At 53.8% G+C, this 14313-nt stretch carries 14 protein-coding genes; all 14 read right to left on the bottom strand.

From position 1 onward, the window contains the following. Nucleotides 1-70: 70 nt before the first annotated feature. Nucleotides 71-472 carry a helix-turn-helix domain-containing protein gene (locus KORM41_RS04210; protein ID WP_068145015.1) on the bottom strand — a complete coding sequence of 134 codons (402 nt, stop codon included), beginning with the start codon at nt 470-472 and terminating at the stop codon, nt 71-73. A 257-nt stretch (nt 473-729) separates the two neighbouring features. Next, nucleotides 730-3366 (bottom strand): aminopeptidase N, encoded by a 2637-nt coding sequence (gene pepN, locus KORM41_RS04205; protein WP_068145012.1) that lies wholly within the window; start codon nt 3364-3366, stop codon nt 730-732. Then, nucleotides 3366-3857: an Lrp/AsnC family transcriptional regulator gene (locus KORM41_RS04200; RefSeq protein WP_068145009.1), complete on the bottom strand. Its 492-nt coding sequence runs from the start codon at nt 3855-3857 to the stop codon at nt 3366-3368. Before KORM41_RS04200 ends, pepN begins: the two co-directional genes overlap by 1 nt. 141 nt (nt 3858-3998) lie before the next feature. Further along, the gene (locus tag KORM41_RS04195; protein WP_231727132.1) at nt 3999-4454 is read right to left on the bottom strand and encodes a DoxX family protein; all 456 of its coding nucleotides are present in this window, start codon (nt 4452-4454) and stop codon (nt 3999-4001) included. A 24-nt stretch (nt 4455-4478) separates the two neighbouring features. Next, nucleotides 4479-5204: an HvfC/BufC N-terminal domain-containing protein gene (locus tag KORM41_RS04190; protein WP_068145006.1), complete on the bottom strand. Its 726-nt coding sequence runs from the start codon at nt 5202-5204 to the stop codon at nt 4479-4481. After that, entirely contained in the window at nt 5197-6078 is an 882-nt protein-coding gene (gene bufB, locus KORM41_RS04185; RefSeq protein WP_068145003.1) for an MNIO family bufferin maturase, read from the bottom strand. The genes KORM41_RS04190 and bufB overlap by 8 nt, the downstream gene beginning before the upstream one ends. A 41-nt stretch (nt 6079-6119) precedes the next feature. Then, a complete protein-coding gene (locus KORM41_RS04180) occupies nt 6120-6398 on the bottom strand; it encodes a BufA1 family periplasmic bufferin-type metallophore (protein WP_068144999.1) in 279 nt (92 codons plus the stop codon). A gap of 264 nt (nt 6399-6662) precedes the next feature. After that, complete coding sequence (locus tag KORM41_RS04175; protein ID WP_156431890.1) at nt 6663-9866, bottom strand: tetratricopeptide repeat protein; 3204 nt, start codon at nt 9864-9866, stop codon at nt 6663-6665. After that, nucleotides 9853-10590 carry an OmpA/MotB family protein gene (locus tag KORM41_RS04170; RefSeq protein ID WP_197420956.1) on the bottom strand — a complete coding sequence of 246 codons (738 nt, stop codon included), beginning with the start codon at nt 10588-10590 and terminating at the stop codon, nt 9853-9855. Before KORM41_RS04170 ends, KORM41_RS04175 begins: the two co-directional genes overlap by 14 nt. Then, a complete protein-coding gene (locus tag KORM41_RS21985; RefSeq protein WP_068144992.1) occupies nt 10580-11272 on the bottom strand; it encodes a hypothetical protein in 693 nt (230 codons plus the stop codon). The genes KORM41_RS04170 and KORM41_RS21985 overlap by 11 nt, the downstream gene beginning before the upstream one ends. A gap of 23 nt (nt 11273-11295) precedes the next feature. After that, nucleotides 11296-11949 carry a protein phosphatase CheZ gene (locus tag KORM41_RS04160; protein WP_068144989.1) on the bottom strand — a complete coding sequence of 218 codons (654 nt, stop codon included), beginning with the start codon at nt 11947-11949 and terminating at the stop codon, nt 11296-11298. A gap of 67 nt (nt 11950-12016) precedes the next feature. Beyond that, the gene (locus KORM41_RS04155; RefSeq protein ID WP_156431889.1) at nt 12017-12682 is read right to left on the bottom strand and encodes a MotE family protein; all 666 of its coding nucleotides are present in this window, start codon (nt 12680-12682) and stop codon (nt 12017-12019) included. A gap of 31 nt (nt 12683-12713) precedes the next feature. Then, a complete protein-coding gene (locus KORM41_RS04150) occupies nt 12714-13139 on the bottom strand; it encodes a DUF6468 domain-containing protein (protein WP_068144981.1) in 426 nt (141 codons plus the stop codon). Further along, nucleotides 13139-14302 carry a flagellar motor switch protein FliM gene (fliM, locus tag KORM41_RS04145; protein WP_068144979.1) on the bottom strand — a complete coding sequence of 388 codons (1164 nt, stop codon included), beginning with the start codon at nt 14300-14302 and terminating at the stop codon, nt 13139-13141. Before fliM ends, KORM41_RS04150 begins: the two co-directional genes overlap by 1 nt. Nucleotides 14303-14313: the final 11 nt, after the last annotated feature.

Here is a 14313-nt window from a genome sequence, read left to right as displayed (position 1 = left end):
GTCTTTAAAAGAAAAAGCGCGGCCCCCAATTGCCGCGCTTTTGAATTAAGAGTCTCGAGCAGAGAGGGCTTTACATCCCGTATTCGTCCACACCGCTTGCAAGCAGGCGGGCGAGGCCCAACACTTTCTTGCGAATACGCGGATCGGCGATGCGGTAATAGGCTTCCACAAGTTCCTGGGTTTCCTGACGCTCGAACGCGTCTTCGTCCATCCCTTCAATTGCGGCGTTATAGCCAGGCAATTTAGTTTCGGCACCCTCGAAAAAATAGGCTACAGGCACATCAAGGGTTGTAGACATTCTAAAAAGACGACTGGAACCGATGCGGTTGGTACCGCGCTCGTACTTCTGAACTTGCTGAAAAGTCACGCCCAGTTCATTACCCAACTGAGTTTGCGATAAACCCAACATCTTGCGACGCGCACGGACGCGTTGCCCTACATGTACGTCAATTGGATCAGGACTCTTATTCATTTTACTCTCTCTTTGGTGATTGGCTGCGCCCATTATAGATTGCAGCTATTTCGATAACTAGCACATTGTCCGGGCGAATTTGCCGTCGGCACTAGAATCAGATTCTGAAAACCGAACCGATTGTCATTTGCATATAAAAATCAATGACTAATTAATCTGCCAAAAAAGTGCAAAAAGGTTTATCAATCCTTAACATGGCTATCATATTAGACACGGCACATGCCATATTTTCGTTTATTACGCGAATCACCACCCCTTTATGCAAGCGATTTTTCAACCAGTTCTCTAACATCATCGCTCAAATTTGAAACCTTCAAAACAGACATCAGCGCATCTTTCATAAAACCCTTTCGAGGCTCATCAACGCGCCCCCAGCGCCCCAAGGGCGCAACAAGTCGCGCGGCGGTTTGAGGGTTGAGCTCATCTACCCTAACGATCATTTCTGCCAGGAAACGGTATCCCTCGCCATTTTTCTCATGGAATCGCACTTGGTTGAGCATTGAGAAAGTGGAAATCAAAGACCGTAGTCGGTTTGGATTCTTGAATGTGAAGGCCTCATGCTGCGTCAACTCTCGCACTTTGGACACGGTATCAGACCGTTTACTCTGTGCCTGAACGGCAAACCACTTATCGATGACAAGGTCATTTTGGCGCCACTTGTCATAAAATTCCTGCAGGACCTTATCCCTGCAATCAAAATTACTGTGCGATATCAGGGACAGGGCCGCCATGCAGTCTGTCATATTATCTGCTTCGGCATAGCGACGCTGGGTCGTTTCTTCACCATCCGGCATCAAAGCAATATAATTCAGCAGGACATTTCGAAGCCGACGATTTGCCTTTGCGCCCTGCTCGTGGCTATAGCCTTGCGCTGCCTTAAGGCTTTGATAAAGATCAATAATATTTTCTGAGGATGCATCAGCGAATGCCTTCGCCAACGTCTCGCGTGCTGTGTGAATACGCTCCGGCGCCAGGCTTTCCATTTTCTGACCGAGTGCGATTTCGCCCGGTAATGTCAGCAACTCGGCCACCAACGCTGGGTCTGTCGCCTTATCGGCCAGGTGCCCTGTAAAGACTTGAAGCAACAACTCAGGCGGGTGCCCTTCGCCGTCCTCGCTTACCTGTTTCACAAGGTAGCGACTGTAAAGGTCTTGTGTCGACTCCCAGCGTACAAAGGGATCACTGTCCTGCACGGCCAGAAAGGCCAGCTCGTCGTCGCTCAGGTCGTGATCCAACACAACAGGCGCGCTAAATCCCCTGAGGATACTGGGAACCGTTCCTTCAGGGACGTTCTTGAAACGGAACGACTGGTGGGTTTCCCTTAGGTTCACAATACAGCTGCCATCTTCCCATTTACCGTCACCTTCAAGGTCTGCTGTTACTTCGCCTCCATTCGGCCCCACAAGACCAAGTCGGATAGGCATATGGTATGGCAGCTTAACGCCCTGCCCCGGGCTGGGTGCGCACGACTGTTCAAGGGTGATGATAAGGTCACGGCCTTCATGACTGCGACGCGCGGTCACTTTTGGTGTGCCCGCTTGGGAATACCACAGCCTGAACTGTTTCAAATCGGCCCCGCTGGCATCTTCCATGGCTGCAGCGAAGTCCTCGCATGTGGCCGCCTGTCCGTCGTGGCGTTCGAAGTAGAGATCCATTCCCTTACGGAAAGCCTCAGGCCCAATGATGCTGTGCATCATGCGGATAACTTCAGCGCCCTTATTGTAAACGGTCGTTGTGTAAAAGTTATTGATTTCAATGTACTTTTCTGGACGAACAGGGTGTGCCAAGGGCCCGGCGTCCTCAGGAAACTGCAGCATGCGCAGCACGCGAACGTCATCAAGACGCTTGACCGCACGAGACGTCATGTCGCTTGAAAACTCCTGATCGCGAAAGACCGTCAGTCCTTCTTTCAGGCTGAGCTGAAACCAGTCCCGGCACGTCACCCGGTTCCCTGTCCAGTTGTGGAAATATTCGTGGCCGATCACGCCTTCGACATGATCGAAGTCGGCATCTGTCGCAGTTTCCGGGCTGGCCAACACATATTTGGTATTGAAGATATTGAGGCCCTTATTTTCCATCGCCCCCATATTGAAATCGGACACCGCAACGATGTTATAGACATCAAGATCATATTCGAGGCCGAAGACTTCTTCATCCCAGGCCATGGAGCGCTTCAGCGACTGCATGGCATAATCGCACTTGTCCAGGTCCTGCTCTGAAACATAGATGTTCAGGTCAACCTGCCGCCCAGAAGCGGTAGTGTAGCTGTCATTCTGGCATGCCAGATTGCCCGCCACCAGGGCAAACAGGTAGGAAGGTTTTGGGTGTGGATCGTTCCATTCCGCAAAGTGACGCCCGTCGCCCAAGTCACCCTTCTGCCCTGGGTTGCCGTTTGATAGCAGAACCGGGCAACTTTTGGTATCTGCCTCAATCCGAACATGATAACGCGTCAGCACATCCGGACGATCGGGGAAATAAGTGATATGGCGGAAGCCTTCAGCCTCGCACTGGGTGCAGAAGTTGCCGCCGGAAAAATAGAGCCCCTCAAGCCGTGTGTTTTCCCTGGGACGCAGTCTCGTTACCACGCCTAGCTCGAATTTTTCGGGAACTGATCTCAGCTGCAGGACTTCCGCAGATTTGACGAACTGGTCGTCAGGCACAGGGGAGCCGTCGATTTCAAGCGCCAGCAGGTCCATATAGGGCCCGCCGTCAAGCCTGAGCTCGCTGCCTGCCCCCTTTTTCATCCGGAACAGGGAACGTGCCTCTACTTCTGCATAATCGTCATGCAGTCGAAAAATCAGATTGATGCTTTCAATGGTAAAAGCTGGAGCCTCATAGTCCTCCAGCCTTATCTCCTGCTTGGGCGCGGAAGCCGCCGACCGGACATCCACCATTAACTCCGCTTCCGGCGACCGCGGCCACTTTCGATTGCATAGTCAAGAGGCAGGGCTGTGGTGTATTTGATCCGCTCCATGGCAAAGGAAGAGCTCACGTCCGTCAGCTGAACCCGTTTGATCAGCTTCTTGTAGAAGGTGTCATAGGCCGCCATGTCTGGCACCACCACGCGCATCAGATAGTCGATTTCGCCGCTCATGCGGTAAAGTTCCACCACTTCTGGGAACTCGCAAACAAGTCGCGCGAACTCATCAAGCCAATCAAAATTATGCTCGTTGGTGCGGATGGCGACAAAGACATCGAGCGGTACATTGATCTTGTTGCGGTCGACCAGGGCAACACGGCGCGTGATATAGCCCTCCTGCTCCAGAATCTGGATCCGGCGCCAGCATGGAGTGGTCGACAAACCAACTGCCTCGGCAATTTCCGCCGTGCTCAGCGTCGCGTCTTTTTGCAGCAAATTCAGAATCTTACGGTCGATTTCATCCATGACATGTCCTTAAAACAAAGCAAGAGAGATACTTCGGTCTGTATTAACCGATTTTCATTCTAAATAAAAAGCAATTCGACGGAAAAAAACTCAAAAAGCAGGCAAAAAGACCACCTTCATTTTCAAAATTTCGTGATTAGCTTATTTTGCAATCCGAAGGACCAACAAACGGTCCAGAGACAAGCGCCCCGCCCCCATCATCACAATAGGCAATAAAGCTGCAATCCAAGTTGTGTGCTCTGGAAAATAGCCTGGATAGACAAAGAGCTGGATCACCAGTGTCATGCCCATAAGCCCGGCCGCTGCGAACCGGCTTCCCAACCCCACCATCAACATCAGCGGCAGGAACGTTTCGGCATAAAGAGCCAAGTGTGCTGCCACGTCTGGATCGACAAACGGCAGCGCATACTCTTCTTCAAACAGCATCACTGTCAGGTCTGAGGGTGTCAGGAAGCCACTCCCCACCTTCGACCTTCCTGACAAGTAGAATATCTTTGCAATCCAGACCCGAAGGAACAGCAGCAAATAGTCCTGCACCCCAAAGGCCTGCATAACGCGGTCGGACAGAAACCGATATTTTTCTATAAGTTGGTTCAAAGGTTCACCCTTCCCCATTTATGATTATCGGGGCTTAATCGCTCCCCTATCGATTAGCTCCTTCAACAGATCCGCCTCAATCAGCCCGAGGGCCTCGCCATGTTCAATCCTCATCAAACAATCGGCTACCGGCCCTTCCAAGGACTGGTAAAAGACCTGCCCCTCATGGAGAACCAGGAGGACCACTTGCCCTCCGCGACTAGAGATATCCAGTGCTTCCGGCTCCAGTTGGCCGCTTGCAACCTGCCAGAGGTCATAAACCGGAAAGCTGCTAACCAACAGCCGAGCGTTTCCATGCAGGCGAAGACCCGTCCCTTCCTCAATGGCAGCATGTGCCGCAGCATAATCTTCAAAAATCGCTTCTTCTGAAGCGTTTGAAAGTGCGTGCGTATACCACTCCAGCAAGGCCACATCCGCGAGATAAGGCACTGATTCTGCAGCAGGATAGGTTCGCAAGAAATCCGGGAAATTCGCACCGTAAAGAAAGAGCGCGGCCTTATTTGGTGGGCATGCGAGCGCAAAATGGCGCAGCGCCTGCTTCAAAAACAGTTCACCGACAAAAGCCTCACACAATGGGAAGACGCCTGAAAGTGCGCTGCTCAGGCTTTCCCGAAAATTATTCTGATGGATGCGCAAGCGCGCGTCTGGCGGCAAATCACCGGGCTTGACCGCCCGCAGCAGTTCTTCTTCTGGCGCTTGCCCCAATATGGTTTGAGCGAAAGATCGCTGAAGGGATAGAAGGTCAGTCACGGCACGCGCCTTCTGCCTGCGCTAGCACGCCGTTCATCACCTCGCGCGCACGCCCTGCTTCATTAAGCAGCACATCAAGGGGGGGAATATCAGAATCCCACTCAATCAGCGTCGGCCTTGGGCCGATGCGCCCCACCACACTTTCATACAGTTCCCACACGTCCTCTGAGACTTTACTGCCATGATCGTCAATCCGGATAGTTTGGCCATCCACCTCTTTGGTCACATGCCCTGCCAGGTGAATTTCACCAACCAAGGCGGCTGGTACATTTTTCAGGTAGGCGGCGGCATCCCACCCCATATTTTGGCCTGACACATAGACATTGTTCACATCAAGAAGAAGGCCACATCCCGTGCTTCCGGCGAGCTCCACAAGGAACTCTATTTCCGGCATATCGCTACCAGTGAAGGCGAGATATGATGACGGATTCTCTACAAGTATCCTGCGCCCAACCGCGTCCTGCATTGCATTGACATTATCCCTGACAACCTCAAGGCTCTGCGGGTTTAGGGGTAACGGCAGCAGGTCGTTCAAATAGGTGTCGCCCATCCTTGACCAGGCTAGGTGTTCGGAAACAAGCCAGGGCCTGTAACGCTCGACGAGAGCTTTGAATTGCCGCAAATGCGCCTTATCAAGCCCTTCAGCGGACCCAAGCGACATGCCCACACCGTGCAATGACAGCGGGTAGGTATCGCTGATTGCCTCCAGATACCGGTGATGCGCCCCGCCAGGCATCATGTAATTTTCGGCATGGACTTCAAAAAAAGCCAGCGCCGGCTTGGAAGACAACACATCATCATAGTGTTGTGTCTTCAAACCGACGCCGACCGGACATTTCGATCCTTTGGCAGCAATATGCGCTGGAAATGTCATTTTATCTCCAACCCCTCATTGAGCCGCCAGCAGAAGAATAATTAGGAACGCTTGGGCTCTTTGGAACCACCTGCAAGGCGATCACACATGCCGGCAGGTACGAAAATCCATTCTTCCGGATGGTTGTCCATCTTTGCCTGGCCTGCACAGCTATGGGCAGATGTCTGGCAATCGTTCATACCTTTGGCCACCACGCCGTAGCATTTTTCTTTCTTGCCCTTCTTGTCGTCAGCTGTTGCGACACCAGAAGCTGCAGCCAAAGCAAATGCGGCTGCGCTGGTTGTGATTACTGCGGATTTTGCGAAACGATTCAGTTTCATAGTCAACTTCCCTTTGTTAGTCGTCATAAATTCATCCGGGCTGCATCTTTGCCTGCCCTCGCCGCACCATAATCACCGAACGGTGCAGCAAATTGAAATAATATGAGCATCACGCTTTGGTGAGAGAGGCGAGAGCCCTAACCCACACCGGTAACATGGCTGTTTCCTGCTATCTTCTTTTTAAATTATCCTGAAAGCGCTTTGGTCAACTCACTGTCAGCTCACAGCAGCGCGAGGCACCCGCTTGACATCCCTCAAGCTGCATCAGCCGCCGGAGAAATCGTTCCGATATTCCCTCATAAAGGACTGCAACTTTTCCACGCTGGCGATCTGGCTGGCAATTGCGCCCAGTTCACGGCCAGAAAGCTCCTGATCGTTCGTCAGCAGTTCGAAAGCATTGGCGAAATCGCCCTCGCGCATCTGCTGGCCATAGCGGCGGCGCATTTCAATCAGCCCTGCCCGATCCTCGGTGAAGGTAAGCGCAATCGTCAGGCGAATCAGATTGAGGCGCTGTTTATCGTTCAGGGCCTCATTGCGCCGCCAGCCGTCGCCGAGAACGCGCCGCACCGTTGATGCTAGCTGAGGCCAGTTCTTATCGCCCCAGTAAATGTCAGCGCGCAGATATTCCGCAGTGTTGCTGCGATCACCATCCAGAACCACTTCCGCTTCCTCATAGCGGCTCAGTTCAATCAGTGCCCTGGCCTCTACATGGCGCCGCGAAGCTTCAATATCCTGCGGCAACCTTGGCTCTCGAGTGCCGCGCAATATTTGCAGGGCCTGTTCCGGCTTCTCATCAAGAATATGTATCTGGGCCAATCGAGCCGCAATCGCAGCGCGGGCGGCCCCTTCGGTACGCACCCGCACCTGATATTCCAGCAGTTCCGCGGCGCGGTCCAGCAGATCAACTGAAACAAGCCGGGATGCAAGGCGGCGGATCATCAGGTCACCGTCATTACCCAGTGGGGTTAGATCTCGGAAGTCGTAATAGAGGCTGATCGCAGAGATTGGTGTCATATCATCAGCGTCACCATCAAGGAAAAGCTGACGGAACACCTGGCTTGAACGGCTGATCATCTGGCGTTCCGAGGCAAGGTCAGGAAAATAGGAAATACCCTGACGCAGGGTTTCAAGCCCCAAGCGATATTGCTTTGTCTGAAAATAAAGATCGGCCAGATCGTCAAGTAGCTGAATTTCAAACCTGTTGCCACGCCACGCATAGCGAAGGCGCTCAAGCTGGTCGATGCCGTCCTGTTGCGTGATGTCATTCATCCGCAGGCTATATTTGATCCGGGCATACCGGGCACGGGCCGCAATCCAGCGCTGCGGCACGTCTGAAAGGTCATCATACTGAGCCAGCGCCATATCCAGTTGCCCTTGGCGTTCTGCAATCCTGGCGCTCTGGAAAACGGACTCAGATATCTGTTCACTTGTTAGTGAAAGGCCATTCAGAAGGTCCAGCTCACGCTGCGCTTGCTCTATATTGCCAAGCGCAAGGGAGGAACGAATAACCGCCAACTGAATTTCTGCTCGGTCATAATCGTCATAGGTCCCCATGACATCCTTGCCGCGGCGATAGTGCTCAAGCGCCTGTTCATAATTGCCGCGCGCTTCCGCAACGAGCGCACGCCACAATTCGGCGTCCTGTTCGGCCTCCAGCCCCCGCGCCGAAAGATCTGCGGCGGCTTCATCTAGCCTGCCTGCCTTGAAGTTCGCAACGCCACGGACGGCCAGATATTCGCTGTTTTCAGTCAGCAGCGGGTCTTCGTCGAGCATGCGCTCCATAATGCCCAAAGCTTCCTCACCCCGACCATGGGCCAGGAAATAGCGCGCCAGTTTCCAGCGCACTTCATTGCGGTCACTCGCCGGACGCAACGAAAGTTCATATAGAAGCCGGCTTTTGTTCTTGCGGTATTCCCAGTCATTGCCGATCCGCCAGGCCTTGAAATCGATCAGGCGGTTGAAGTTGCCTGTTAGCTGGTCGCCAATGCCAGTACCGCGAGACAGTTTCGACGCGGACAGAATGTCATTGCCGGCAGAGCGAATGGTAACCCCGTCGGCAAAACGCTCCACTGTCACGAAATCCGACAGCGGCACCACGACAATACCCTGGGATGTTTCCAGTACTTCAGACGAAGCATAGCTATATTGTTGTGGCAACCCACGGCCTTCAAGAAGTGTTGGCACAACTACGAGCAGGTCCCCCACAGCCGGGTCTTCCACTTCGATCTTACGGCCAAGGTCTGTCGCAGGAATGTGAATTTGCTGCCCCTGCGTTCCTTCTGTTTGACGCTCAGGCACAAGCGGGAAGCGCGGCTTGGCGGGCGTGTCTTTCAGGGAAACCAACCAATCATTTCGGTCTTTTTCCACCACGGTGCTCTGATCCGTCCGGATACTGAGCCGCATAACAAGCGCATCCCTGTGCTGCACCAGTTCAATATTTCGAATGCGCGGCCCCACAAGTGCTGCATTGGCTCGAAGTCCGCCCATCCGGACCCCAAGCTGGCGATCAAACACCAGCCAAAGAAAACCACCACGCTCAAAGGCCGCAGCCGCAACACCTTCTGGTGTCTGGAAGCGTAGCTTGATACCATTTTCAATTGCCGACACCGATACCGGCACAGGCTCCCCTTCAGGCTCAGAGCCCGTTACGGTCACATTCTGCTGCGGCGGCATAGGAACGCGGTTTTCCGGCACCACATCCGTCACGTTGGTGTTTGTGGTAGCGACCGGATCGGAATCATTTGTGTTATCCGCCTCAGGTTCCGCCGCAGTGATATCCCGGGTCACGCCATCGTCTGAGCCGAGGCGCGCGTCCGCTTCATCTTCCTGCGGCTCACTGGAATCTACCCCGCTCACCGGTTCCTGCGCAGGCTGCGTACCTGCAGCTTCCGATTCTTGCCCGCCTTCCGGGCTATCGCCAGCTGTAGCGTTATCCGAACCATCTGCACCACCCGGTGTATCGGATGTGGGCTGCTGGCTCACTGGTTGCGACACATCAGCCGTTTCTGATTGCGCGTCAGCCTGGGCCGGAACTTGGGTTTGCGGCTGAGCAACAGGCTGCGGCGCCCCTTCCGCCACAATATTTTCCGAATAGACGTCCACAACGAGGAATTGGCCCGACCGAAAGTGACGAACATTGGCATCTTCAGGCACAGTGAACGTAACGATAGTCTGCCCGGAAGCACTATTGGTCCGGGGATTACGAACCTGACGCAACTGACTACCGTCAATCTGGCTCAGATCGAAGCTAATGTCTCCCTCAGCTGTTACACTGACTTCTGTACCTTGATGCTCGACAGAGTATGCGACAGCCTCTGGAATCGCAAAAGCCAATCGGGCGAATGTGGCCTGTTGCGCGCCCTGTACAGGCACGGTTTGCAAAGCCGCGACAGGCAGCGGAGCCAAGCAAGCGGTAGCGAACGCAACCACTGCAGCTCCGGAAAGATATCGCCACTTAGAAAAGGTCATACAGTCCTCTATCCCGTCGTTCATCAATTATAATTATATCAATGCGTTCGGCCAGATCATAGCGCCTCTGCTGGGTAAGGCTACCGGGTAATTGATTGTACCGTGTATCGGCATAGCCCAGCACCGCCATCGGCTCCCTGTACCCCGCGTCGGAAAGTATCCCTGCCACAACCCGGGCCCGAGTAAGTGAGAGTTCCCAGTTCGACCGATAAAGCTGGTTTGCAACTGGCGACTGGTCGGTGTGGCCGGCAACCTGGATTTTGTTCCGCAACTGGATCAGAACACCAGCCAAATCCCGAAGCGCATGTACGCCTGCCTCATTCGGGATCGCGTCTTTGCGTTCGAACATCAAGCTGGCAGGAATAGACATAATCACTTTGCCTTCCTTCCGCCAAACCTGACCGTTCTCAAAGAGCGGGATCTGCGCAAAGCGCTGAGAAACAATCGCCTCAAGATAGGCAGGGTTCAGCCCTTTTGGCTTTGATTTCAGAACCGACGGCGGGTCTTGATGTTCCGTTGGGCTGATCGCCGGCCGGTTTGGATTGAACTCGTCACTCATCGTTCGCACGACAGCCTGCCAGTTTTCAAACCGAATGGTGTTCATGGAGAAAACCAGAACGAAGAAAGTTAGCAGAAGCGATAACAAGTCCGCAAAGGTCAGCATCCAGGCGTTTCCCGGTACGTATTTGGCGGACCCTCGACCGAATGGAAATTTAGTTGCCATTGCGCCCTCTGCCCTCGCCCAGCTTGCTGCGCTCATTCCGGTCAAACGTCCGACTGAAGATAGCAAGGATTTCACCTTCCGGGATGCCAACGAAGCCAGTCGTAAACACATCACGTTCCAGTCCGGAGGTCTGCAGATAGCGGGCCAGCGACCCCGCACGGCGAACTGCGATTTCCTGGGTACGGGTCAGTTCTCTGGCCACAGCGCCTCCCCCTGTGCCGAACAAAAACGCCACTTCCTGACGTCCGCCGCTACTGACATCCGCAAGAGCCGCGATGATCTGGTCCATGAAGGGCGACATATCGCGCCTCATATTGATCGCACCGGGTTCAAACAGATAGCTCTCAGGAAACTGGATTTCAAATGCCCGGCCACCTGCTTCGGAGAAGCGCCCCGGAATATCAAGTTCGGAAAAAAAACGCTGCTGGATGGCCTTCAAAACCGGGTCCTCTGCCGCAGCCGTGCTTGCCCTTGGGTCGATATCCTCTGTCTGGGACTGCCCTGCGCGCGTGAAAGTCTTGTTCACGCTTTCCATGGCCAATGATCCCCGCGCAGCGGTATGGGTGGAAAGGGCTGTCAGAATGATGAAGAAAGCCAACAGAATAAGATAAAGTGCAACAAACAACCCCATTGTGTTGTCTGCCCCGAATATCCGTTTGCTCTCTTTCTCCTCGCTGAACATATGCTCTCTAGCTATGCCACGCGTCAGTCGAAGCTCGCCAAGATGGCATCGATCTCAGCCTGGCTATTGCCCTCGCCCTCAAGCTGCGGGCCATGCAACAGATCGGTTTCATCCTGCACAAGGCCTTCGTCATCACGTTGGATCTCTTCCTCTGGGTCAGGCGCCACATAATCATCACCGATCGCATCGGCAAGCGCGTTCAGGCGCTCTTCCAGATGGGCCAGCGTACGGGTCACTTTGGTGATGCGCTGCCCAGTAAGGTCCTGAAAACTGGAAGCCTGGAAAAGATCTGTAGAGATTTGCGCCAATCGGCCACCAACTTCATCTTCAACTTCTTCCGCGATCTGCCCAACGGCATCTGCGGCATCCATAATGGCTTCGGCAGCATCTTCTGTCGATTTTACGATGGCGTCCAACTGTTCGCCTGCATCCGGGATATCCCTGTTCGAAAGGGATTTAGGCTGCATCTCAACAAGTTCGCTTTTAGCCGCCCCGATATATTCCAGGAGCTCGCGCAACTCTGCTGCCACACGGTCAATATCGTCATCATGGGTAGTGCCTTTGACCAGGCTGCCAACCACATGTGTTATTTCATCAATTGCAATGTTATCGCCGCGGTCTTCCCGAAGCGATGCTGCGCGGTCTTCCAAACTCACGACCGTTGCCTGTTTTCCCATTCCGCTACTCCTGGCCCCACTTAAACTCAAGAAAGGCGGCTACTCCCATATACCGCCCGTCTCCCTCTTAACGTCCGCCACCCCTTACTTCGTCGATATTCGGAGGCTGAACCTGTGTGGCAAGCTCCGTCGTCAAAATCGATGCCTTCTGTGGCGACATATTTTCCATCAGGGCTGCAACCTTTGCCGGCTTCATCCGGGTCACAAGGTCAACCTGTGTCTGCAGCGCCAGCGCCTCAAAGCGCGGTGCGGCATCCTTTGGCTTCATCTTTTCATAAACCGCAACAATGGAATCCAACTGCTTTTCTTCTACTTCTTCAAACAGGCGCAAATGCTTCTTGATCTGCACCTCAAGCTCCTGCAGCTGAACGATCTTGTCATTGATCCGCTTTTCAGTGCTCGCCAGAAGCTGCTCCTGAAGATCAAGCTGTTGTTCCCGTGCCTCCAGGTCCTCGCGGCGCTGGCGCAACTGGGTAATCAATTCCATTTCTTCTGTACTTGGCAGGCCGATGATTGGTGGCGCGGCAGCGGCAGTCGCGGCGGACCCTGAGCCATCAGAATCCGTATCCGAAGCTTCGGCAGTATCAGTCTGTTCTCCGCCCTGGTCCTGGGCTGATGCGACCATCAGGTCATACCCTGAATAAAGGCTGACACCACGCAGCCCCAGCGCAAACACGGCGAAAATAATAAGCAATGGGAACAAACGAACCCGACTGTATATCGCACCACTCATTTTACTGCCTCACACTCATACACCGACCGCATCAACGCGCTTCACGCAGAGCTGCCAAAATTTCCTGCTGCTGTTTCTTGTTTGCCTTCGGCTCTTCAGATTCAGCAGTAGCCTTTCCTGACGCCGGCGTTTTTCCGCCAGTCAGGCCCTTCTCAATTCTGTCAGCAAGATTGTTGCCAGCCTCTGAAATCATGCTCAATTCTTCGGCCATGTTTTTGGCCCGCTTGATTTGGGATTCCAGTTTTTCGTCAGCATCCAGCGCGGCCTGGCGGATATTTCCGACACTACGCTGCGCATCAACAACAGCATTGTTCAGGCTGTCAACCAGTTGACGCAACTGTTCCTGCCCTTCACGTATCGTCGACAAACGCCTGTACACAATGGTCGAAACCACAATCGCCGCAATCAGCAGGATCGCAAGCACACCATCGACAATCATTTCAGGTACGATCTGCATCAATAGCTTCCGGGGTTATTGTCGTCATCAACATGCAGACGTTCAGCGGTTTGCCGTATCTGTACCGCGACATGCTGACCAGCCCGACCAATTGCACCGCTAACCATCGGCACTTCACCGCATTTTAGCACAACTTCATCGTTCGGGCTCTTGTTAAAAAGAATGGTCTGCCCGACCTCAAAATTCATGACGTCACGAAGTGACATGGTGGTCTCGTCCATAATGGCCTGCAAATCAACATCTGCCCGCCACAGTTCGGTAGCCAAGTGGGTTTCCCAAATGCTGTCACGACCAAATTTCTCACCCATGAACCGCTGCAGCAGCAGTTCGCGAACGGGTTCAAGCGTTGCATATGGGAACAGCACTTCAAGGCGCCCGCCACGGTCTTCCATATCTACGCGAAGCTTGATCAGGATCGCCGCGTTCGGCGGTCTGGCGATGGTCGCGAAACGTGGGTTTGTCTCTAGCCGGTCGAAGGTAAAGTTCACAGGACTAAGGGGTTCGAATGCGCCACACATATCCTTGAGAACCACAGAAATCATCCGTTCCACAAGCGTCTGTTCGATTGTGGTGTAGGGGCGCCCTTCGATCCGCATTGCTGCCGTGCCCCGCCGACCGCCCAGCAGCACGTCCACGATTGAGTAGATCAGGCTACTATCGATTGTCATCAAACCATAGTTATCCCACTCTTCGGCACGGAACACAGCAAGCATCGCCGGCAGCGGGATCGAGTTGAGATAGTCACCGAAACGAACCGACGTAATATTGTCGAGCGACACTTCGATGTTGTCAGAGGTGAAATTCCGTAGGCTTGTGGACATCATGCGGACCATACGGTCGAAAATGATATCCAGCATCGGAAGGCGTTCATAGGAAACCAGCGCACTATTGATAAGCGCGTGGATACCTGTCATCTCACCGGAATCGCCGTCCCCATCAAATCCGAGCAGGCTGTCGATTTCGTCCTGGTCGAGAACACGACCCGGGGACGGGCCTGAGCCGTCATCATCGTCGTCATCGCCACCGCCGGCGGCCATGGCTTCCCACTCAGCTGCCATTTCGTCCTGGTCGGGCGCATCATCTTCGTCGTCACCATCGCCGCCGGCCATGGCGGCCCACTCTGCAGCAACTGCTTCGTCGTCAATTTCTTCGTCGTCGGCCATCTTTTACCTTA

It is taken from the genome of Kordiimonas lipolytica, assembly GCF_001550065.1.
The sequence above is the reverse complement of the archived record's forward strand: the minus strand, read 5'-3'. Positions and strand labels throughout refer to the sequence as shown.